Raw genomic sequence first — 21,639 nt, 5'->3', positions numbered from 1 at the left:
CCGTCAGTTCGAGTTTTTTCAGAAGGAAAAAGTATCGAGAACAAGGTTTATGCGTAAGAAAATTCTTTTCTCGATACAATTTTTTGACCTACAGTTCAAAAAACCACTCGAAATGACGAATTTTTTCATAAGTAAATTTTGATGATGGATTTTCTAATGTGGGGTCTTTGTATTTTTGGTCAAAATAGAAATAAATGAACACAAGATCGGAGCAGTTGGCTGCTTTTGACCGTCTTTTGACCATAATGGATGAACTGCGCGAGCAATGCCCGTGGGACAAAAAGCAGACCATGCAGACGCTTCGCCATTTAACCATTGAGGAAACCTACGAATTGGGCGATGCCATTCTCGACAATGATTTGGAGGAGGTGAAGAAAGAACTGGGCGATATTTTATTGCACATTGTGTTCTATGCCAAAATCGGTTCCGAAACACAGGATTTTGACATTGCCGATGTGGCCAATGGTATCTGCGAGAAACTCATTAACAGACACCCGCACATTTATGGCGATGTAAAAGTGGAAAATGAAGAAGAGGTAAAGCAAAACTGGGAGAACATCAAATTAAAGGAAGGCAAGAAAAGCGTACTGGAAGGTGTTCCCAATGGTTTGCCATCGCTGGTCAAGGCCAACCGAATCCAAGATAAGGTTTCAGGTGTGGGTTTTGATTGGGAAAAGCCCGAGCAGGTTTTTGAAAAGCTGAAAGAGGAGTTGGGAGAGCTTCAAGAAGAGGTGGAGGCCAAGAATGCTGATAAAATGGAATCCGAATTTGGAGATGTGCTATTTTCTATGGTGAATTATGCACGTTTTCTAAAAATCAATCCAGAAAATGCATTGGAACGGACCAATAAAAAATTTATAAAACGCTTTCAATATTTGGAGGGAAAAGCCAAGGAAGCGGGAAAGTCCATAAAGGATATGACCTTGGCCGAAATGGATGTGTTTTGGGAAGAGGCCAAGATGCTTTAAAATTTATCTCTAAGCTAACATAAGGAGGGATGGAAATTGTCATCAATCTATCTATATTTGCCATCCTTTTTAAGTATCCGTTGTGTTTCAGAATTACACCAAAGAGTTTGCCTATAACCTAAAATTGTCCTATCCCGTTATTTTGGGGATGTTGGGGCATACTTTTGTGGCTTTTGCGGACAATATTATGGTGGGGCAACTGGGTACAGCAGAGTTGGCAGCCGTTTCTTTGGGCAATAGTTTTGTTTTTATTGCGATGTCACTCGGGATTGGTTTCTCCACTGCCATTACCCCTTTGGTGGCCGAAGCGGATGGGGCAAAGGACCAGGCAGCGGGTAAAAGTGCCTTAAAACACGGTTTGGTACTTTGTACGGTACTTGGATTGTCCCTGTTTGGACTTATTCAAGTTTCCAAACCCTTGATACACCACATGGAGCAGCCTCCAGAAGTGGTGGAACTTGCTTTACCCTATTTGGATTTGGTCGCATTTTCGTTGGTGCCTTTAATCATATTTCAAGCCTTTAAGCAGTTTTCGGATGGTTTATCGCAGACCAAATATCCAATGTACACTACTATTGTGGCCAATGTGGTAAACATCACCCTGAATTATTTACTCATTTTTGGTGCTTTGGGCTTTCCCAAGATGGGAATTGTTGGCGCGGCAGTAGGTACTTTGGCATCTCGTGTGATCATGGTGGCCTTTATTTGGTACTTGCTAAAGCGGAAAGAAAAGTTTGCTCCCTATGTAACTCATTTCAACTTTAGAAAGATTGAGAAAAAAGTGATAAACAAAATCATCGGTCTTGGATTTCCATCGGCGCTGCAGATGTTTTTTGAGGTGGCCATTTTTACAGCGGCCATTTGGTTGAGCGGAGTGCTTGGAAAAAATGCCCAAGCGGCCAATCAAATAGCATTGAACTTGAGCAGTATGACCTTTATGGTAGGTATGGGGCTTGGTGTGGCAGCTATAGTTAGGGTCGGAAATCAGAAAGGGCTTCGAAATTATAAAGAGTTGAAGCGAATCGCGGAATCTGTGTTTTTCTTGACGCTTTTGGTGGAAATAGCTTTCGCTGTGATTTTCTTATTGGGGAGACATTGGTTGCCGACCATTTATTTGGATGTGGACGATATTGCCAACCAAGCAGACAATACTGAAGTGATCATCATTGCGGCAACACTATTGTTGGTTGCGGCCTTTTTTCAAATTTCTGATGGGCTCCAAGTAGTGGTTTTGGGTGCGTTACGTGGTTTACAGGATGTGAAGATACCTACGCTGATTACTTTTGTAGCGTACTGGTTGATTGGTTTTCCGATTAGTTATTACTTGGGCCTTCATACAAGTTTGCAGAGTACAGGAATTTGGATAGGATTGTTGTCGGGACTTACCGCATCGGCCGTAATGTTGTATCTTCGATTTAACTTTTTGACCAAGAAATTGATTGGAAACTAAATTAGAATGGTTGTCACCCTGAGCTCGTCTCAGGGTCTCATTATAAAATGAAAATATATGTGATGTTGAAACGCCGTGCCTGTCGGCAGACAGGAGTTCAACATGGCACATTTAATTATAAATTTGAAACCAGTTGTGGATTTTGGACGAAATTCGTCAGTTCGAGTGATTTTTGGTTGTTGAGCGAAGTCGAAACAAAAGAAAATTGTATCGAGAACTAGAATTTCAAGCCAAAAAACGATTCTCGATACAAAATTCCTTTGGAATTTCACTCGAATTGACGGTTTTTGGACGAGAAATCTTCAAAATACACATCGGGTATTGAATTAAGAAGATTCCAAAATTTGAAATCTAACTATTTGATACATGGAACTACCTAAATTTTTATTGGCCGACAATACGGATTATCCCGAGGCCATTTTTATTGTCCATACCGAATACCCGCGCTTTATCATCAATCTGGAAAATGATGAAGTGGAATGGATGGAAGAATTCTCCAAACAAGATGAGGACGATTTAATGGAAGAAGCGGAAAACCTAATCGAAGCTGCTACGGCCTTTTACGATAGGGAAGTCTCCAGATACGACGATTGATGATCGAACAGTTACTGCAATACGATAAAGAACTGTTTTTGTTCCTCAATGGTTTGGGAACCGAAACTTGGGACGGTTTCTGGATGTTCATGACTGCTACCAGAAATTCAGCCCCGCTTTATCTGTTATTACTTTATTTGATTTACCGAAATTTTGGATGGAAAGGAACCGCAGTCATTTTGGTTTCCATCGCTTTGCTGATAACTTGTACCGACCAATTGTCCAATTTTTTTAAATATGGCGTGGGTCGACTTCGACCCTGCCACGACCCCGAAGTAAGCGGCGCCATGCGTTTGGTAAAAAGTTATTGTGGCGGGCAATTTGGGTATTTTTCAGCCCACGCGGCGAATTCTTTTGGGCCAGCTATTTTCTTTACTGTGATGTTCAGGAATAAAGTGAAGTACATTTCTTGGGTGTTGTTGCTTTGGGCCTGTATTGTGGCCTATAGCCGAATTTACATCGGTGTGCATTATCCGTTGGATGTGGTTTCGGGAGCTTTGGTAGGTTCTCTTTTCGGATGGTTGTGGGCCAAGTTGGCTATATTTGCTTTCCAAAAAACAGAGGTATGATCTCAACTGCCAGATACTGGTTTTATATTGGGTTGATTGTTTTGGTATACATCATCGGAATGTTCGTGACCCTGTTCGAGAACGATTCAGCCCAATTTGCAGTTATGGCCATGCGAATGGTTCAAGAAAACGACTTTCTGAGTCTGTTCAAGGGCACTGAAGAGTATCTGGACAAACCACACATGCATTACTGGCTGGCCGCCATTTCCTATAAAATATTTGGTATTCACGATTGGGCATATCGCATTCCCGGTATATTGTCCACTCTATTGGGCGCTTACAGTTGCTATGGTCTCGGAAAATTGCTTTACAACAAGGATGTTGGAAGGTTTGCTTCATTGATTTTTATGACGGCCCAAACCATGGTACTGGCCAATATTGATGTGCGTACCGATGCTGTTTTGACGGGGTTCACGATTTTTTCCATTTGGCAATTGGTTAGCTATATTGAAAAAAGTAGCTTGAAAAGCATTGCTTTGGGAGCCTTTGGGGCGGGGATAGCCTTTTCCACCAAAGGTCAGATTGCTTTGGTAGTGATTGGAATTTCGATACTGTGCCACTTGATCTATACCCGAAAGTGGCAGCAATTGTTCAATTGGAAAGTTCTGGTGGCAATTTTGGTGTTTGGCGTCACCATTGCCCCGATGTTGTACGCCTATTACCATCAATTTGATTTGCATCCCGAGAAAGTAATCAGAGGAAAAGATAACCGAAGCGGTATCTTCTTTATTTTTTGGGAACAGAGTTTTGAACGCATGAGTGGCGAAGGCGTGGGGAAGAACAGTAGTGACTTCTTCTTTTTCTTTCACACCTTTTTATGGGTGTTCCTGCCATGGACGGTTCTCGCATTGATTGGCTATTGGACCAAACTGAAAGCCTTTTGGGAAACCAAATTTGCCTACAGGCCCGACTTGGAGTTTTTGACCGTGGGCGGGATTTCCATTTTGTTCCTGCTCATCAGTTTTGCGCAGTTTAAATTGCCGCACTACATGAATATTTTAATGCCTTTGTATACGATTCTATCGGCGGCATTCCTGTATATGTTGCATCAAAAGGAAAAATTGAAGATGGCCAAGGTAATTTTGGGCATCCAATATTTTATATTGGGTCTAGTGGTGGTCTTTACCATTTTGGTGAGTTTTTACGTATTTAAATTGGAGCATTGGTATAACTATTTGTTATTGCTGATGGCTCTTGGGTTGGTGATGTACTTTATAGTTCAGAAAGAAGCTCCGTACACAAAAATTGTAACCGTTGCCATTTTTAGTTCGGTGTTGTTAAATGGTTTGATGAATGCCCATTTTTACCCAAAACTGCTCGAATACCAAGGAGGTTCCACCATGGCGGAGCAGGTGAAGGAGAACAACATTCCCGTTGATAGGATTTACAAGATTTCGGAAAGATATTCTTGGTCGTTGGATTTTTACAATAAGAAACCTGTACAAATAACATCGCTCTCAGAAATAGCAAACAAAAATGATGTTTGGGTATATGTCACGGACAAAGAATTGGAGCAGTTACGAAAAAATGGAATTGTTTGGGACGAACAAATTACCGTGGACCAGTTCCGAATAACCCGCTTACAGACCAAGTTTTTGAACCCTAACACTAGAGCAGGAAAATTGAACAAAATGCATTTGGTGCAGTTGGATTAATCAACCGATTCCAGTTTTGGTTTTTTGAAATGATAAATCACGCCAAAAAAAGAGATCAGTGCCGTTATCAAAAAGAAGGTAAAACTGATTCCTATGGAAGTACTTGCATCCAAGCCCAACCATTCAGCTCCGTATAAAAAAGTAACTTCCCTACTTCCAATTCCTCCTATAGTCAAAGGTATCACGGATACAATGGAGGAAATCAGAAATATGAACAAATATTCAATTGCATCAAGGGAGACCGACATGGCTTTCAATATAAAAACCACACTAACCAACTGAGCCAATTGCACTAAGGCCGAAAACCCTACGGATTTCCAAAATACGGGCAGGGTAGTAGTAAAAAAACGCTTATTTACAAACCAAAAAACAATCACGCTCAAGGGGATGGCAAGGATGATCAACCCATAAAAGTTGTTTAAAAAATCATTATTGGATAACAAAGCAAGTACACAGGCATAAACAAAAAGCAACAACATACCACTTAAACGGTCCAACAGTAAACTGGATATCACTTTCTTGGTCCCAGTTTGATATTTTTTTTGGATGACGTAGCCTTTGTACGCATCACCGCCAATACCTCCTGGCAAAAAAAGGTTGTAGAACATCCCCAAAAGGTAAAGCTTCAAATTGCTCAACTGTGTAATTCTAGCCCCAATTTGATGAAAATAAAGGTTCAGCCTAAAAGCTGATAAGGTCTTGGACAACACAAAAAACAGCAATGCCAAAAATAAATATAAGGGGTCGCTCTTTTTTAAGGTTTGGAGTACATCCTTCAACTCTATTTTGGTGAAAATAAAGTAGATCAATACTGCACTAATGATGATTTTTAGGGCAGTTATGCCCTTTTTACGTAGCTTTTCCGTCACCTATGGTAATTTTTTTGATGCGATACGGTCTTTTCTGTTGCGATTCGTAGTAGGTACGGATCAAGAGTTCCATTACAATCCCGATGGTAAATAATTGGATACCGCCCACAATAAACATCATCCCGAATATGAGCAATGGTCTGGTTCCGATATCCTGTCCGAAGCCAAGCTTTACGATCAACAAATACACATTGATCAAAACTCCCAGAATAACCAGTAATACCCCAAAAATCCCGAATAGGTGAATGGGGCGTTGGAAGTATTTTCTAATAAAAAGTAGCAGCATCATGTCTGCCACCACTTTAAAAACCCGCTCCAAGCCGTATTTGGAAACTCCAGCGTGTCGAGCATGGTGTTTTACGGGAACCTGTTTTATCTGTGCACCTTCCAAATGGGCCAAAAGTGTAATAAAACGATGCATTTCGCCATATAGGTTAAGGCTTTTTGCAATATCCTTGGTAAAAACTTTTAACGCGCAACCATTATCTTTAATATCGAGCTTAGTCACCCTGCGTACCAAAAAGTTGGCAATCTTGGAGGGTATTTTTTTAACTTGGGAGTCCTTTCTTTTCTGACGGATACCCGTTACCAAATCGTATTCCTCGGTAATGGCGTGTTCCAACATCTGCGGAATATCGGAGGGATCGTTTTGCAAATCCCCATCCATGGTAATGATATATTCCCCTTCGGCGTAATCAATCCCGGCGGCCAAGGCCAAACTTTGTCCGTAGTTCTTTTTCAGTTCAATCAAATGGACTCTCTTATCGTCCATTTCCTTGACCTTAATACGGGTGCTGTCCGTAGAAAAATCGTCTACATAAACAATTTGATAGTTGTACCCCTCAAGGCTTTCGTTAATTTTTTGGGTCAAAAGAACCACATTGTCCTCCTCGTTGTACAAAGGAACCACTATGGATAAAAGGGAATCGGTAACGGTGCTCATTCAGTATAAAATCTGTGCAAATTTATCGCTTTTATTTAAGAGCCTGTTTAGGAATTTGTCAATTGTTTTGTTATGCCTTTTTTTGCGCATTTCTTCGTTATAATTTTGAACCGTAGCCACGGCTATGCTTAAAAATTATGCCTCAAACTGCATCAAAAATAGCCTATATCAATTCCAATCACAAATTCCTAAACAGGCTCTAAAGTTCCTTGGTAATCTTGTCCAACAGGGTTTTGGCGGCATAGAATGGTGAAATTTTATGCTCATCAATAGCTGTCAATAAAGCAGCTTGTTCCTTTTTAAAGGTTTCTTTTTGATGAAAAAATTGTTTGATGTACTCATCCACGGTCTGAAGGAACCAATTTTTGTTCTGTTGCTTCCGATTTTTTTCAAAAAAACCGTTTTCCTTGGTGTGTTCCACAAATTGTTGCACCATTTCCCAGATTTCTTCAATACCTGTTTTCTCCAATGCGGAACACTTCATCACCTTGGGAGTCCAACCATTGGCTTTGGGCGGATATAGGTGCAAGGCCCTCGAGAATTCGGTAACGGCGAGTTTGGCATGTTCCAAATTGCTACCGTCCGCTTTGTTGATGGCGATGGCATCTGCCATTTCCATAATCCCTCTTTTAATGCCTTGGAGTTCGTCACCTGCACCGGATAGTTTTAGCAAAAGAAAAAAATCCACCATACTGTGCACGGCAATCTCACTTTGGCCTACGCCAACGGTTTCCACCAAAATCACATTATAGCCTGCTGCTTCGCAAAGAACAATGCTCTCTCTGGTTTTTCGCGCCACACCACCCAAAGAGGTTCCAGAAGGGGAGGGGCGTATAAAGGCATTTGGGTCTTTGGCCAAGGTTTCCATTCGGGTCTTGTCCCCCAAAATACTTCCCTTGCTCAACGAACTTGTTGGGTCCACGGCCAAAACAGCTACTTTATTTCCTTGGTTGGTCAATGTTTTGCCCAAGATTTCGATAAAGGAACTTTTGCCTACCCCTGGTACGCCTGTTATTCCTAGCCGAATGCTTTTGTTAGGCTGGGTCAAACACTTTTCTATGATAGCATTGGCCTTTTCAAAATGTGCTGGCTTTGTGCTTTCCAATAAGGTGATGGCCTTAGCAAGCATAGCTTTGTTGCCATCAAAAATACCTTGGGCCAAAGCTTCAGCAGAAAGTTCTTGCTTTCTAAGGGCTTTGATTTTGGAAACCGCGTTCGAGGGTGTTTTGCTTTTGTCTGCCAAGGGTGCTGTTGATCAATTCATCACGAATTTATAAAGATTTTACGGGTTTAATCAAACTAACATGGGAATACACTGCAAATTTTGATTTATCCATTTCACAAAAATTTAATATCTGTTAAGGTGGACTTCCGCCTACAAATTGGTACCTTATTCGTTAAATTATCGGTTACCGCGTAGGTGCTGATCTTACGAACCTATAAACTTTTTAAAGATGAAAACTATTTTTGAGGCCAAGGCCACTAATACAGGAGGGAGAGCTGGACATGTGAAGAGTGAAGATGGCGTTTTGGATTTCGACATAAGGATGCCAAATTCAAAAGGAAAACCAGACACAAAATCAACCAATCCCGAAGAACTCTTTGCAGCCGCATACTCCAGCTGCTACGCGGCAGGAATTCAGGCCGTTGCCAAAGAGCGGGGAATCGAGGATTTAGGGGATTTCAATGTTACGGCCAATATTTCACTGAACAAAGAGGAGGACGGCCTCTTCTTGGAAGCTACCTTGGATGCGTACTTGCCCACGGTGGACAAGGAAATGGGGGAAACCTTGATGAACGCAGCTCACGAAATTTGTCCGTACAGCAAAGCCACACGTGACAATATTACCGTACATTTAAATTTATTGGTAGACGAATAAATCACCTAACTTTTTAATCCCATTAAATGGGGCTAATTCCCCGATGTTCTGCATCGAAATGGGTTAAGGTTTTGTTTGTTGGAATACCTTGCGGGATTGCCCCGAGGTAGTTAATTAAAGAGCCCCGTTGAAAAATCAGCGGGGCTTTTTTTGTTAAAAATACGCCAAAAACGCCCTAATTTGCAACGTTGTATTTTTTGCATCGTCCTTATTACAGAACAACTAAAAAACCAGACATAGAACCGAATGTGCTCCATATTGAGCTTGTAGAAAAGTGCAAGGCGAACGACCGTCAGGCACAAATGAAACTGTACCATCAGTATTGCGATGGTATGTTTTGTGTGGCCATGCGATTTCTTAAAAATGCTGATGATGCGGAGGATGTATTGCAGGACTCGTTTATAAAGGCTTTTCAGCGGATTGAACAGTTTAAGGGAGATGTTACGTTCGGGGCCTGGTTAAAGAGAATTGTAGTGAACGGCAGTATCGACTTTTTAAAATCGAAACACCAACGTACGGTTGAGTTGAACGAAAGTTACTTGCAGGTGGCAGAAGAGGATGATTGGTCCGTGGAGGAAGGAATTTCCATTGAACAAGTAACGGGAGCTATTGAAGAACTGCCCCAAAAATACAAATATGTAGTGCAATTGTTCTTGGTAGAAGGGTACGATCATTCGGAAATAGCTGAAATTTTGAACATTACAGAGACAGCATCCAGAACCCGATTGTTAAGAGGAAAAGCACAATTGAAAGAAAAATTAAAAGATTTGGCCTATGGCACGTGACCTTAGAAAATTGTTTGAGAAAGAAAGGGAGCAGAAACGCTTCACCATGGAGGATAGGCATGAAGGCCGGTTTTTAGCTAAACTGGAAAAGGAATTGCCCAATAACCCTCCAAAGAAAAAAGTGTTCTCTCTTTGGATGCAGATAGCTGCCTCCGTTGTTGTGGCACTTGGCCTATCCATTTATTATTTCAACAATACCGACCCCATTGATGTGCCTGAAGAGCAAGTAACGGTTGTTGATCGCGATAATTCAAATGGTAGTGGCGAGGGTATGTCGCTGGGCGATTTATCACCGGACTTAAAAAAGATTGAAACCTATTACACTACAAATATCAATTTACAGCTATCAGATTTAGATGTTGATCCAGAGAACAAGGAGCTTATGGACAGCTATATGGAACGATTGGCCGAGTTGAACAAAGAATACCACAGGCTAAATGAAGAGTTGAACGAATTGGGCCCCAATGACCAAACTATAAACGCACTTATCAAAAACCTACAGTTAAGGTTGCAGTTGTTGCAAAAATTAAAAACAAAGTTGAATCAATTAAAATCATCAAAAAATGAGCAGGAATCATCAAATATTGTTTAGCGGGTTGCTCCTTGCCTTGGTTGGATTTACCGGCCAAGCGCAGGAGAAATCCAAAACCTACAAGGAAAATTTCAATGTCAATAAGGACACTGAACTTAACATCAATACCAGTTATGCCGATATTCAATTTGAGACATGGGACAAAGATCAAGTGGAAATTACGGCGGTAATCGAACTGGAGGGTGTCGACAAAGAGGAGGCCGATGCTTATTTTGAGCGGGATTTGGTCAAAATAATGGGCAATAGCAAAGAAATTGAAGTAAGCACTGAAGGTGCTGGACCTAATTATACTTTTGATTTTCAAGGGTTTAATATCGATATCCCTGAGATGCCTTCAGTTGCCGAGATTATTGCGAATGTAGAGATTCCGGAAATCCCTGAGTTCACCATCCCGGAAATAAATGTAATGCCATCCATGCCACCGATGCCTCCCATGCCACCCATTGAGTTTGATTACGATGCCTACAAAAAAGATGGAGATAAGTACATGAAGGAGTGGAAGAAAGAATTCGACAAAACTTTTGACAAGGAATATAAAGCCCGTTTTGAAGAATGGGGCAAACGTATGGAGGAGATGGCAGAAGAGCGAGAAGCTCGAAGAGAGGAGATGAGGGAGGAAAGAGATAAGCTGAGAGAAGAACGTGAAAAGGTGCGCGAGGAGATGCACGAACAGCTCAGACAGCAACGTGAAGAACTCCGAACTCAGCAAGCAGAGCTAAGAGAGGAGCAGACCGAGCTCAGAAAACAGCTGCGCGAAGAAGCAAGAACAATCCACGGCAGTCCCAATGTATTCTATTTCTCCTCAGATGGAGAACACAAAGAGTATAAAGTCAAAAAACGAATCATTATTAAAATGCCCAAGTACATTAAATTGAACTTGAACGTGAGGCATGGTGAGGTAAAACTGGCCGAAAACACCAAGAACATTAATGCAAGCTTGTCCTACGCAAGCTTGCTTGCCTCTACCATTGATGGCGACAAAACGGATATTCGGGTGTCGTACTCGCCAGTTGTGGTACAGAACTGGAATTATGGCAGCCTTAGTACGGATTACTCCGATAAGGTCAATTTAAAAGAGGTAAAGGAACTAAAATTGCACTCGGTATCGTCCAACGTGGTGATTGGTAGCATTGCGAACAGGGCAACGGTCACCAATAACTTTGGTGTACTTAGTATTGATGAAGTTTCCGATGGTTTCAGCACCATTGATATTTCCATGGAAAATGGGGAACTGGATTGTAAACTGCCCAAAACGCCTTATACAATTTCCGTTAGCGAAACAACATCAGGTTTCCAATATCCGAAAGCATTACAATTGACATCCACCCAAAAAAATGGCGCCAATATCCATACGGGATATCATATCAGTAAAAACGATGGGAAAACCATCAAAATCAACTCCAAATACAGCGAGGTGGTTCTTAAGAACTGATCTTGTTACAAGACGTCCCAAGGAACCACCTCAAACTTGTTCTCGGGCCATTCTTTCTTCAACGGCCACAACCTACCTTCCAATTTTAGTGGACATCTTCTTTTAGGTAGGATTTAAAATTCTTTTTAAAACGATTTAATCTGGGAATCGAAACATTTTGAATGTAACTGTTATTTGGATTTCGTTTTTCGTAATCCTGATGGTACTCTTCCGCTTTGTAAAACTTTTCAAAAGGTTCCACTTCTGTTACAATAGGGCGATTGCCATAAACATTTTCGGCTTCCAGTTTGTCAATATAGTCTTGAATGATCTTTTTTTCCTTATCGTTTTTATAAAAAGCGATGGAACGGTATTGTGTACCACGGTCAGGTCCTTGCCTGTTAAGGGTGGTTGGGTCGTGGGAGCCAAAAAATACCTGAACCAACTGCATGAACGAGATTACATCTGGGTCATAATATACCTCTACCGCCTCCGCATGATGGGTTCTACCATATGAAACCTGTTCGTAGGTCGGGTTTTTCTCCGAACCTCCGGAATACCCTGAATACACTTCCTTAACGCCTTTTACGCTCTCAAAAATGGCTTCAACACACCAAAAGCATCCACTGGCAAAATAAGCGGTCTCGTATTCCTGGAGTTGCTCTGAAGTCAATTTGGTCTCCAAATGAGTGTCGGATTCTTCTTTTTGGGCAACTTCCTGCTTGCCCGATTTATTTTTGGGCTGACAACTTATGGATGCCAATAATAGCAGAATTAAAAATGGAGTTCTCACGATTTTCATTTTAGTTTCTTGTTTAGTTGCAATAAGGTAGCAACAATTACTTGGTTGGCCGTTAAAAAATGTTAACCATCCTATTAGCTGTTTTTTCTTACAAAGAAAAGAAAATATACTTCAATGCCCTGTAGGGGTTTGAAATTGCGGGTTTATCGATAAAATGCATAAGCCTTCGGTGTGCTGTTTTTAGGGGTAAAATCGTTCGTCGAAGATAAAAAACACTTCATCCGAAAAAAAAATATTCACCGAAAAAAATGGGTTGTTGAGCGATGGAAATCGAGTTGAGCTTGTGCTTGAAAGTAATTTTACATCACAAAACAAACAGAACAATGAAGACAATTTTCACCATCATCGCAGTAACTTTTTTCGGAACTATGGCTTCTGCCCAAGATATTTCCAAAGAGGCCAAGGTAGATGCCCTTACAGTAGGAGTTGAGTTAGATGTAACTATCAACAACACTGTTAGAAAGGATAGAAAAATGGTGAGACTATACAAGTTTAAGAACTCTCGTATTAAAAAGGAGCTTTCTTTTAAAACCAAAAAGAACAAAGCTAAATTGGCATAATTATGATATTGGATATTTTAATACCCTTTGCGCTGTTTCTGAGTGTTGCCTTTGTTTTGGCAAGCATAGCCTTTTCCTTCAGGGAAAGAAAATTTTTAGAAGTTTAAGTTTATATTGGAATAAGTATGGATGAGGTCGGTTTTAAACCGGCCTTTTCTTTTGGAAAAAACTTTAATCCACTGAGTTGAATTGCTCTATCACCTCCTCAAACTCAATAGTGTAGTGCGTTCCTTTTTTGGAGTAATCCCTACTTATGGAGCCCCTAAGTTGGCGTGCTAGATTGTAAATAAGTTTTAATCCCAAGGAATTGGATGTTTTAGGGTTGATTTCTTCAGAATAGCCAACTCCATTATCACCTAGATACATTTTGTAGCGGTTACCCTCCATTTTTTGGACGGAGACATGGATTTCTCCATCATTTCCTTCTGTGATGCCATATTTTAAGGCATTGGTAATGGTTTCGTTAATGATTAATCCCAAAGGGATTACCGTATCAATACTCAATTTGTAATCCGATATGTCCAAGGCAACCTTTACATTTCGGTTGCTTCCTTTTACCGACCTTACCAAATAATCACAAAGTTCCCTTACATAGGGTTCAAGTTCTATTTTGGAAAGATAGTCATCTCGTTTATAAAGCATCTCATGGACCATGGCCATGGATACCACACGGTTTTGGCTACTTTTTATAATACTGCTGATTTTACTGTCATCTATTGCCCTGGATTGTAGGCTTAGAAGACTGGAAACCGTTTGCAGGTTGTTTTTTACCCGGTGATGGACCTCTTTTAACAATGTTTCTTTTTCCTCGATGCGCTCTTGGATTTCGTTTCGGGATTTGTACAGTTTATGGTGTGCGCTCAAAAGGTTTTTACCAAAAACCCCGCCCAATAAATATACGGCAAACATGGCACTCAAATAAGCAAACCAATCCCTCGCTTCCGTAGGAACCGTATTTTCCGAAATCGTAAAATCCCCTGTATCGTAGAGAAATAAAAGGGTGAGTACCGCTAAATTGAGGATTAGATAGAGTTGACCAAAAACTTTGGTGGTGACATAGCCAGCAAAAACAATTATCGCCAAAACAAAAATAAAGGGACTTTCGATTCCTCCACTGTAAATTGTGATGATGACCGCTCCCAACATAGAAAGGATAGAGGTGGAGTTATAGGTGAGCACCAAATTCTTGTGCTGTTTGTACAAAAGGGTGTTCAGTAAATTGATGAAGGCATAACCCAAAAAGGTGTAGGGTATGATTCCTCTTATATCCAAAAAGAAAAAACACACCAGTCCGAAAATGGCAGCAAAGAAGGACGAATTGTAATTTACCTTAAGTATCAAATCAATCTTGTCTTGTAACCTATATGTATCCTTACTAGGAATTTTCATTTGCTGCGTGTGAATGTTCCTCTACTGCAAAAAAGTTGCAAACCGAGCGGTAGAGTAGCTTAATGGGGTGTTTTAAGCTGTAAATCTAACCATGTTTTTCATATAAAAAAAGTGGCAGCTTTAATAACTGCCACCTTTAAAAGCTTTATTTGTGTTGTTCTAGTCGTTGACCAGAACCCATTCTCCTTTGTCTATCAGGGGTTCGGCCTGTTTGTATTTTAACGTTTTGCTTTCCCCGGACATTACATTTTTAATGGTAACCCTTTCGTTTCTGCCAATTTTCGGTTTTTCCCGCACAATGGTTTCTGTTATCTGAGGACGTTGTCCTTGCGTTTGTCCAGCTGCTCTGTTTTGTGCTGCCAATTCGTCGCTGTTCGGAATTTCTTCTTTTGTGGTCTGAAGTTTTTCCTTTGGTCTCCGAACGTTGCGGGCTTCTTGGATATGGGATGTGTTCTCCGATGGCAATTCTCCTTTGAAAAGGAAGGATATTACTTCTCGGTTCACTTTGTCGATCATTTCCTTGAAAAGTTCAAAAGCCTCAAACTTATAGATCAATAACGGATCTTTTTGTTCGTGAACAGCCAATTGCACGGACTGTTTCAACTCGTCCATTTTACGCAAGTGTGTTTTCCAAGAATCATCAATAATGGCCAGTGTGATGTTTTTCTCAAAATCAGTGACCAATTGCTTACCGTTCGTGTTGTAGGCCTTCTCCAGGTTGGTCACTACATTTAAGGATTTGATGCCATCCGTAAAGGGAACTACGATACGTTCAAACTTGTTGGCCTCATCCTCGTACACCTTTTTGATGACCTGGAATGCAACTGTGGCACTACGCTCCATTTTCTGTTTGTAGAAATCGTAGGCCTCATCATTAATTTTGTTCGCGATTTGCTGAAAGCTCATTTTTTTGAACTCCTCTTCGCTGATAGGTGATGTGATGGAGAAGTATTTGATGAGCTCGAACTCAAAGTTCTTGTAATCATCGGCCATTTTATTGGTCTCCGCAATGGCTTCGCAAGTGTCGTAGATCATATTGGCAATGTCCACCTTTAAGCGCTCGCCTTCCAATGCGTGTCTTCTTCTTTTATAGATTACTTCACGCTGGGCATTCATTACATCATCATACTCCAACAAACGCTTACGGATACCAAAGTTGTTTTCTTCAACCTTTTTCTGAGCACGTTCTATGGATTTGGTCATCATGGAATGCTGGATAACTTCACCATCTTCCAAGCCCATGCGGTCCATCATTTTGGCTACACGGTCCGACCCGAACAAACGCATCAGGTTGTCCTCCAAAGAAACATAGAACTGCGAGCTACCTGGGTCTCCCTGACGTCCGGAACGACCTCTCAACTGTCTGTCCACACGTCTGGAATCGTGGCGCTCCGTACCAATAATGGCCAAACCACCAGCTTCCTTAACATCTGGGGATAGTTTAATATCGGTACCCCTACCGGCCATGTTGGTGGCAATGGTTACAATACCGCCTTTCCCCGCTTCGGCTACAATGTCCGCCTCTTTTTTATGGAGTTTCGCGTTCAGTACGTTATGTGGAACTTTGCGTACACTCAATAATTTGGACAATAATTCCGAAATTTCAACGGATGTGGTACCGATCAAAACAGGTCTGCCAGCTTGCGACATTTTCGTCACCTCATCGATGATGGCATTGTATTTCTCCCGTTTGGTTTTGTAGATCAAATCATGTCTGTCGTCACGGGCGATGGGTCTGTTGGTTGGAATTTCCATTACATCCAACTTATAAATCTCCCAGAATTCCCCTGCTTCCGTAACCGCTGTCCCTGTCATACCGGACAGCTTGTTGTACATCCTAAAGTAATTTTGCAGCGTAACTGTCGCAAAAGTCTGGGTCATCGCCTCGATTTTCACGTTCTCCTTGGCCTCAATGGCTTGGTGCAGTCCGTCCGAGTATCTACGGCCATCCATAATACGACCGGTCTGCTCATCCACGATCATTACTTTGTTGTCCATCACCACGTACTCCACATCTTTTTCAAAGAGGGTGTAGGCTTTCAACAATTGGGTCATGGTATGGATGCGTTCGCTTTTTACGGCAAAATCCTTGAAGAGTTCTTCTTTAAGCTCTGCTTCTTTTTCAATATCCAGGTCTTGGTTCTCGATTTTGGCTATCTCGCTACCAATATCGGGCATCACAAAAAATTCCTTGTCTTGGTCAGTTGAGATATGCTCTACACCTCTATCGGTAAGTTCTATCTGATTGTTCTTTTCATCAATCACAAACAACAGGTCTTCATCCACTTTGGGCATTTCCCTATTGTTGTCCTGCATATAGAAGTTTTCGGTTTTCTGAAGCAATTGTTTCACACCTTCTTCACTCAAAAACTTGATGAGTGCTTTGTTTTTTGGCAGCCCTCGGTGAACGCGAAGCAACAAGAAACCACCTTCTTTGGTGTTTCCTTCCTTAATCAATTTTTTGGCCTCGGCCAATACCCCTGTTAAATGCTGACGTTGTTTTTGAACAATGTCGGATACCTGCGGTTTGAGTTCGTTGAACTCGTGGCGGTCCCCTTCGGGTACGGGACCGGATATGATCAACGGTGTACGTGCATCATCAATAAGAACAGAATCCACCTCATCCACAATGGCGTAATGGTGTGGGCGCTGTACCAAATCGTCCGGGGTATGCGCCATGTTGTCGCGCAGGTAATCAAAACCGAACTCGTTATTGGTTCCGTAGGTAATATCGGCATTGTAGGCGGCCCTTCTTCCATCGGAGTTGGGTCTGTGCTTGTCAATACAATCCACGGAAAGGCCATGGAATTCAAATATAGGTGCCATCCAAGCACTATCCCTTTTGGCAAGGTAATCGTTAACGGTTACCAAGTGGGCGCCTTTTCCTACCAATGCATTGAGGTAGAGTGGGAGCGTGGCCACCAAGGTTTTACCTTCACCCGTTTGCATCTCTGCAATTTTTCCTTGATGCAGGGCAATACCCCCGATAAGTTGCACATCGTAGTGCACCATATCCCAGGTTACTTCTTTTCCTGCTGCATCCCATGAATTTAGCCAAACTGCTTTATCTCCGTCCAAAGAAACGTAATCTTTGTCTCCGGAAAGTACCCTGTCGAATTCGCTGGCCGTGACCGTAAGCGTTTCGTTGGCGGCAAATCGCTTGGCAGTTTCCTTGACTACGGCAAATGCCTCGGGCAGTAAATCGTTGAGCGTTTTTTCTGAAATCGCATAGGCCTCTTCGTTGAGCTTGTCGATTTCGGAGTAGATTTCCTCGTTACGATCCATGTCGTTGGAATTTTCTACTTCTTCTTTTAGCTCGGCAATTTTATCGTTGATTTCTTTGCAGTCCTCTGTTATTCTTGCTTTAAAGGCAATAGTTTTTTGTCTCAGTTCATCATGTGACAATCCTTCCAGTTGTTGCTCAAAGGATTTTATCTCATTCACCAAAGGTTGTAACGATTTTACATCCTTCTCCGATTTATCTCCTACAAATACCTTAAGTACGGAATTAATAAAACTCATGAAATGTTTTTTCTTTTGATTGTCAAAAGCTGTTCCATTGATGGGATTACGATGGAATACTTTTGCTAGGCTGTCAAAATTACATAAAAAAAAGCCTCAAATGAGACTTTTTAACGGGGTTTGTTTTTTCGGATTTAATATTCGTCCTCATTCCAGAGGTAGTCCTCTTCGGTGGGATAATCCGGCCAAATTTCTTCGATGGACTCGTAAATCTCGCCTCCTTCTTCTTCCATCGATTGTAAATTTTCTACAACTTCCAACGGCGCTCCTGTTCGAATCGCATAATCTATCAGTTCGTCTTTGGTTGCTGGCCAAGGCGCATCACTTAAATATGAAGCTAGTTCTAACGTCCAGTACATAGTAACGGTTTGATTTATAATTTTTTGCAAAAGTAATTTTTAAACTCAATTTGCCAAGTAAAAACACTATTATTTAAAAATTATTTTGTTGTTTACAAAACATTTATGATAAAAAAACGATTTTATCGGTCCAACTTCTCAGGAATCCACTTGACTTCTTGAGCTTTTAAGTCTTTTGACAATTTACGTGCCAATACAAACAAATAGTCCGAAAGGCGGTTAATATAAGAGAGTACGTTGTCCGGTACAGGCTCATTTTCATGTAGATAGGAAATCATACGTTCGCCACGGCGACAAACCGTTCTGGCGATATGACAGTATGACACGGTGGTGTGTCCTCCCGGAAGGATAAAATGTGTCATTTCCGGAAGATCTTCGTTCATTTTGTCCATTTCCTTTTCCAAAAATTCGATATCCTCCGAACTTATACGTGGAATTTTGAGTCTTTTATCTTTTTTGGGCTCTGTGGCCAATATGGAACCTACGGTAAAAAGTTTTTCTTGGATCAAGGCTAGCGTTTCTTTGGAATGTTCGTCCATCTCTTGATCGCGCAAAAGACCTAAATAAGAGTTGAGCTCATCTATGGTGCCGTAACTTTCTATACGAACATGGTGTTTGGGTACGCGGGTTCCTGTAAATAATGCTGTGGTGCCCTTATCTCCAGTTTTGGTATATATCTTCATTATTTCTCAGTGGTCAGTGGTTAGTAGTCAGTATGCCTAACTATTGTCCATTGCTCATTGCTCTTTGTTTTTATCGTGTTGTCTTTTACCTTCCATAAACCTTCGGGACTTCCTGCGTTTTCTCACTTTTTTGTTTCTGAACAAAATGATCAAATAAATGAGCCCCAAAACGGCCAATACATACCAAATGGTGTTATCTGATGCTATATTTTCCATAAGCTAAAATTACCATTTTAAATCCGAATCCTGAAATGTTCCTTTACCTGCTCCCTTCTGATGGAAATAAGTCCGCAATAATACATATCGATGCTTACCGTAATCTCTGGTAGGGCAATCAACTGGTGCCATTGTGCTAAATTTTGTCGATTTGCATAAATTGAATCGATTAGAATAAGACTGTCGTTGTGCAATTTTTTTTCGGAAAGTATTTTTTCAAAGCTGGAAGCACTCAATTCGTTCATAAAAAGGAGGTCAACAGTGCTTTTATCAAACTGTACCTCGGGAAAATTTTGTTTGACCAATTCCCTGATGGATTTATTATTTACCGAAATACTTTCAAAATTGAAATATGCAATGGTCTTGAGCAGCACATTGATGCTTTTGTTCCTGTGAAGCCTTTTTTTGGAATAGAGGCATTGGGTCACATAACTGAACACAAAAGGAGAGTGCACTCCATGTTGGTTGGTGGATTTCGCTAGAAATTTTAAATATGAAATAAATTGGAACCACATTCTACCCCTCTATTATGGAAGAAAGTTCGAACCAGCGCTCCGTTTTTTCTTCAATGGCGCCCGTGATCTCTTTTAGTTCAATGGATAAATCTGCAATTTCATCTCCATCCAACTCGGGGTCGGTAAATTTATTTTGGAGTAAACTTTTCTTCTCTTCCAGTTTTTGAATGTCCTTTTCCAGTTGCTTGTATTCCTTTTGCTCTGCATAGGAAAGTTTACCTCCGCTGGTGTCCCTCCAATTATTTTCCGTTTTTTCTGAAGAACCGGTCTTGTTTTCCCGTTTCTCGATTACTTTACTGTTCTCATAGATTCGGTAATCGGAGTAGTTGCCGGGAAAGTCCTCCACAACCCCTTCACCTCTGAAGACAAACAAATGGTCCACAATTTTGTCCATAAAATAGCGGTCGTGGGAGACCACGATCAAACATCCGGGGAAATCCAACAAGAAACTTTCCAGTACGTTCAAGGTAACAATGTCCAAATCGTTTGTGGGCTCATCCAGAATAAGGAAATTGGGGTTTTGGATAAGAACGGTGCATAAATACAAGCGTTTCCGTTCGCCACCACTTAGTTTTTCAACAAAATCATACTGTTTTTTACGGTCAAAAAGAAAACGCTCCAATAATTGTTGCGCAGAAATTTGACGTCCTTTTTTTAAAGGGATGTAATCCCCGTACTCTCGAATAACATCGATAACCTTTTGTCCTTCTTTAACAAGAATTCCTTTTTGGGTGTAGTATCCAAATTTTACGGTATCTCCAACCACAACTTTGCCACCTTCAATGTCTTCTTGTTGTGTGAGGATATTTAAAAATGTGGATTTTCCGGTTCCGTTTTTTCCTATGATTCCGACTCGTTCACCTTTGGTGAAGTTGTAATCGAACTTATCCAAAATGGTTTTATCACCATAGGATTTGGAAATATTGTGAAGTTCCAAAATCTTACTGCCCAAACGTTCCATGTTCAGTTCCAGTTGAACCTCATGCTCTTGGCGACGCTGGTGGGCGCGTTGTTTTATCTCTGCAAAATCATCAATCCGTGATTTGGATTTTGTAGTACGGGCCTTAGGTTGTCTCCGCATCCAATCCAACTCCTTTTTGTACAGCATTTTGGATTTTTGCTGTTCCACCGCTTCACGCTCCATTCGGGCGTCTTTTTCATTCAAGTAGTAGGAATAGTTGCCTTTGTAGGTATACAGTTGATTGTTGTCCAGCTCCAAGATTTCATTGCACACCCTGTCCAAAAAATAACGATCGTGCGTTACCATAAACAAGGTAATGCTCTCTTTGGCAAAATAAGCTTCCAGCCATTCGATCATTTCAAGGTCCAAATGGTTGGTGGGCTCATCCAGAATCAATAAATCGGGTTTGTTGAGCAGGGCATTGGCCAAGGCCAAGCGTTTCTTTTGTCCGCCAGAAAGCGTACTCACTTTGGCATCGAGTTTGGAAAGCTGTAATTGAAAAAGGATTTGCTTGTACTGCGTTTCAAAATCCCATGCATTGTGGCGTTCCATGGCCTCAAAAGCCTTTTGGTATTGATCGGTATCCTCTGGATTCTCCACAGCTTTTTCGTAAGCGGAAATCACTTTTAGTATTTCACTGTCGGTAGTAAAAATGGTTTCCTCAATGGTCAAATTGGGGTTCAAATCGGGTTCTTGCTCCAAAAATGAAATCTTGATGCCTTTTCGGGTGGTCACTTGGCCCGTCTCGGAGGTATCTTTACCTGCCATGATATTGAGAATAGATGTTTTTCCACTCCCGTTTTTGGCGATGAGCGCTATCTTTTGGTCCTTGTTGATTCCAAAAGAAATACCGGAGAAGAGCACCAGCTCCCCATACGATTTTGATATGTTTTCGACCGTTAATAAGTTCATGGGT

21 protein-coding genes are annotated in these 21,639 nt (G+C 41.2%); 10 read left to right on the top strand and 11 right to left on the bottom strand.

Features of this window, described 5'->3' with window-relative positions:
- Positions 1 to 194: 194 nt before the first annotated feature.
- From mazG to MURRU_RS01610, 5 genes are all read left to right on the top strand, one after another.
- Positions 195 to 968: a nucleoside triphosphate pyrophosphohydrolase gene (gene mazG, locus MURRU_RS01630; RefSeq protein ID WP_014031668.1), complete on the top strand. Its 774-nt coding sequence runs from the start codon at positions 195 to 197 to the stop codon at positions 966 to 968.
- A gap of 82 nt (positions 969 to 1,050) precedes the next feature.
- Entirely contained in the window at positions 1,051 to 2,418 is a 1,368-nt protein-coding gene (locus tag MURRU_RS01625) for an MATE family efflux transporter (RefSeq protein ID WP_014031667.1), read from the top strand.
- Between the two features lie 366 nt (positions 2,419 to 2,784).
- Positions 2,785 to 3,012, top strand: coding sequence for a hypothetical protein (locus tag MURRU_RS01620; protein WP_014031666.1), 228 nt, complete (start codon positions 2,785 to 2,787; stop codon positions 3,010 to 3,012).
- A complete protein-coding gene (locus MURRU_RS01615) occupies positions 3,012 to 3,581 on the top strand; it encodes a phosphatase PAP2 family protein (RefSeq protein WP_014031665.1) in 570 nt (189 codons plus the stop codon). The genes MURRU_RS01620 and MURRU_RS01615 overlap by 1 nt, the downstream gene beginning before the upstream one ends.
- Positions 3,578 to 5,236, top strand: a complete 1,659-nt coding sequence (locus MURRU_RS01610; protein WP_014031664.1) for an ArnT family glycosyltransferase — start codon at positions 3,578 to 3,580, stop codon at positions 5,234 to 5,236. The genes MURRU_RS01615 and MURRU_RS01610 overlap by 4 nt, the downstream gene beginning before the upstream one ends.
- Here MURRU_RS01610 and MURRU_RS01605 read toward each other — a convergent pair.
- The 3 genes from MURRU_RS01605 to meaB all read right to left on the bottom strand — a co-directional run bounded on the left by MURRU_RS01605 (position 5,233) and on the right by meaB (position 8,291).
- On the bottom strand, positions 5,233 to 6,105 hold the full coding sequence (locus tag MURRU_RS01605) for a lysylphosphatidylglycerol synthase transmembrane domain-containing protein (protein ID WP_014031663.1): 873 nt from the start codon (positions 6,103 to 6,105) through the stop codon (positions 5,233 to 5,235). The genes MURRU_RS01610 and MURRU_RS01605 overlap by 4 nt on opposite strands.
- Positions 6,086 to 7,048, bottom strand: coding sequence for a glycosyltransferase family 2 protein (locus MURRU_RS01600; RefSeq protein WP_014031662.1), 963 nt, complete (start codon positions 7,046 to 7,048; stop codon positions 6,086 to 6,088). Before MURRU_RS01600 ends, MURRU_RS01605 begins: the two co-directional genes overlap by 20 nt.
- Positions 7,049 to 7,247: 199 nt before the next feature.
- A complete protein-coding gene (meaB, locus tag MURRU_RS01595) occupies positions 7,248 to 8,291 on the bottom strand; it encodes a methylmalonyl Co-A mutase-associated GTPase MeaB (RefSeq protein WP_014031661.1) in 1,044 nt (347 codons plus the stop codon).
- A gap of 211 nt (positions 8,292 to 8,502) precedes the next feature.
- Here meaB and MURRU_RS01590 point away from each other — a divergent pair, with 211 nt between their 5' ends.
- The 4 genes from MURRU_RS01590 (at position 8,503) to MURRU_RS01575 (ending at position 11,737) form a co-directional block, all read left to right on the top strand.
- Positions 8,503 to 8,928, top strand: coding sequence for an Ohr family peroxiredoxin (locus MURRU_RS01590; RefSeq protein WP_014031660.1), 426 nt, complete (start codon positions 8,503 to 8,505; stop codon positions 8,926 to 8,928).
- 302 nt (positions 8,929 to 9,230) lie between these two features.
- Positions 9,231 to 9,713 (top strand): RNA polymerase sigma factor, encoded by a 483-nt coding sequence (locus tag MURRU_RS01585; RefSeq protein ID WP_148261544.1) that lies wholly within the window; start codon positions 9,231 to 9,233, stop codon positions 9,711 to 9,713.
- The gene (locus tag MURRU_RS01580) at positions 9,703 to 10,305 is read left to right on the top strand and encodes a hypothetical protein (RefSeq protein WP_014031658.1); all 603 of its coding nucleotides are present in this window, start codon (positions 9,703 to 9,705) and stop codon (positions 10,303 to 10,305) included. Before MURRU_RS01585 ends, MURRU_RS01580 begins: the two co-directional genes overlap by 11 nt.
- On the top strand, positions 10,277 to 11,737 hold the full coding sequence (locus MURRU_RS01575; RefSeq protein WP_014031657.1) for a hypothetical protein: 1,461 nt from the start codon (positions 10,277 to 10,279) through the stop codon (positions 11,735 to 11,737). The genes MURRU_RS01580 and MURRU_RS01575 overlap by 29 nt, the downstream gene beginning before the upstream one ends.
- 85 nt (positions 11,738 to 11,822) lie before the next feature.
- Here MURRU_RS01575 and msrA read toward each other — a convergent pair whose 3' ends face one another.
- Positions 11,823 to 12,518 (bottom strand): peptide-methionine (S)-S-oxide reductase MsrA, encoded by a 696-nt coding sequence (msrA, locus tag MURRU_RS01570; protein ID WP_014031656.1) that lies wholly within the window; start codon positions 12,516 to 12,518, stop codon positions 11,823 to 11,825.
- 323 nt (positions 12,519 to 12,841) lie between these two features.
- On the opposite strand from msrA, the gene MURRU_RS01565 reads away from it, so the two are divergent.
- A complete protein-coding gene (locus tag MURRU_RS01565) occupies positions 12,842 to 13,078 on the top strand; it encodes a hypothetical protein (RefSeq protein WP_041801211.1) in 237 nt (78 codons plus the stop codon).
- Between the two features lie 171 nt (positions 13,079 to 13,249).
- Here the strand turns inward: MURRU_RS01565 and MURRU_RS01560 are convergent, their stop codons facing one another.
- The 7 genes from MURRU_RS01560 to MURRU_RS01535 all read right to left on the bottom strand — a co-directional run bounded on the left by MURRU_RS01560 (position 13,250) and on the right by MURRU_RS01535 (position 21,635).
- Positions 13,250 to 14,467 carry a sensor histidine kinase gene (locus tag MURRU_RS01560; RefSeq protein WP_014031653.1) on the bottom strand — a complete coding sequence of 406 codons (1,218 nt, stop codon included), beginning with the start codon at positions 14,465 to 14,467 and terminating at the stop codon, positions 13,250 to 13,252.
- Between the two features lie 159 nt (positions 14,468 to 14,626).
- Positions 14,627 to 17,989 (bottom strand): preprotein translocase subunit SecA, encoded by a 3,363-nt coding sequence (secA, locus tag MURRU_RS01555; protein WP_014031652.1) that lies wholly within the window; start codon positions 17,987 to 17,989, stop codon positions 14,627 to 14,629.
- Positions 17,990 to 18,123: 134 nt separating this feature from the next.
- Positions 18,124 to 18,348 carry a DUF2795 domain-containing protein gene (locus tag MURRU_RS01550; RefSeq protein ID WP_013551418.1) on the bottom strand — a complete coding sequence of 75 codons (225 nt, stop codon included), beginning with the start codon at positions 18,346 to 18,348 and terminating at the stop codon, positions 18,124 to 18,126.
- Between the two features lie 122 nt (positions 18,349 to 18,470).
- Positions 18,471 to 19,031, bottom strand: coding sequence for a cob(I)yrinic acid a,c-diamide adenosyltransferase (locus MURRU_RS01545; protein ID WP_014031651.1), 561 nt, complete (start codon positions 19,029 to 19,031; stop codon positions 18,471 to 18,473).
- 54 nt (positions 19,032 to 19,085) lie between these two features.
- Positions 19,086 to 19,247: a hypothetical protein gene (locus MURRU_RS17865; protein WP_014031650.1), complete on the bottom strand. Its 162-nt coding sequence runs from the start codon at positions 19,245 to 19,247 to the stop codon at positions 19,086 to 19,088.
- Between the two features lie 17 nt (positions 19,248 to 19,264).
- Entirely contained in the window at positions 19,265 to 19,702 is a 438-nt protein-coding gene (locus tag MURRU_RS01540) for a hypothetical protein (RefSeq protein WP_148261461.1), read from the bottom strand.
- Positions 19,703 to 19,763: 61 nt separating this feature from the next.
- Positions 19,764 to 21,635 carry an ABC-F family ATP-binding cassette domain-containing protein gene (locus tag MURRU_RS01535; RefSeq protein ID WP_014031648.1) on the bottom strand — a complete coding sequence of 624 codons (1,872 nt, stop codon included), beginning with the start codon at positions 21,633 to 21,635 and terminating at the stop codon, positions 19,764 to 19,766.
- Positions 21,636 to 21,639: the final 4 nt, after the last annotated feature.

This window comes from Allomuricauda ruestringensis DSM 13258 (assembly GCF_000224085.1).
In the GTDB taxonomy this organism is placed as follows: domain Bacteria; phylum Bacteroidota; class Bacteroidia; order Flavobacteriales; family Flavobacteriaceae; genus Flagellimonas; species Flagellimonas ruestringensis.
This window is presented reverse-complemented; position numbering and strand designations above follow the sequence as displayed.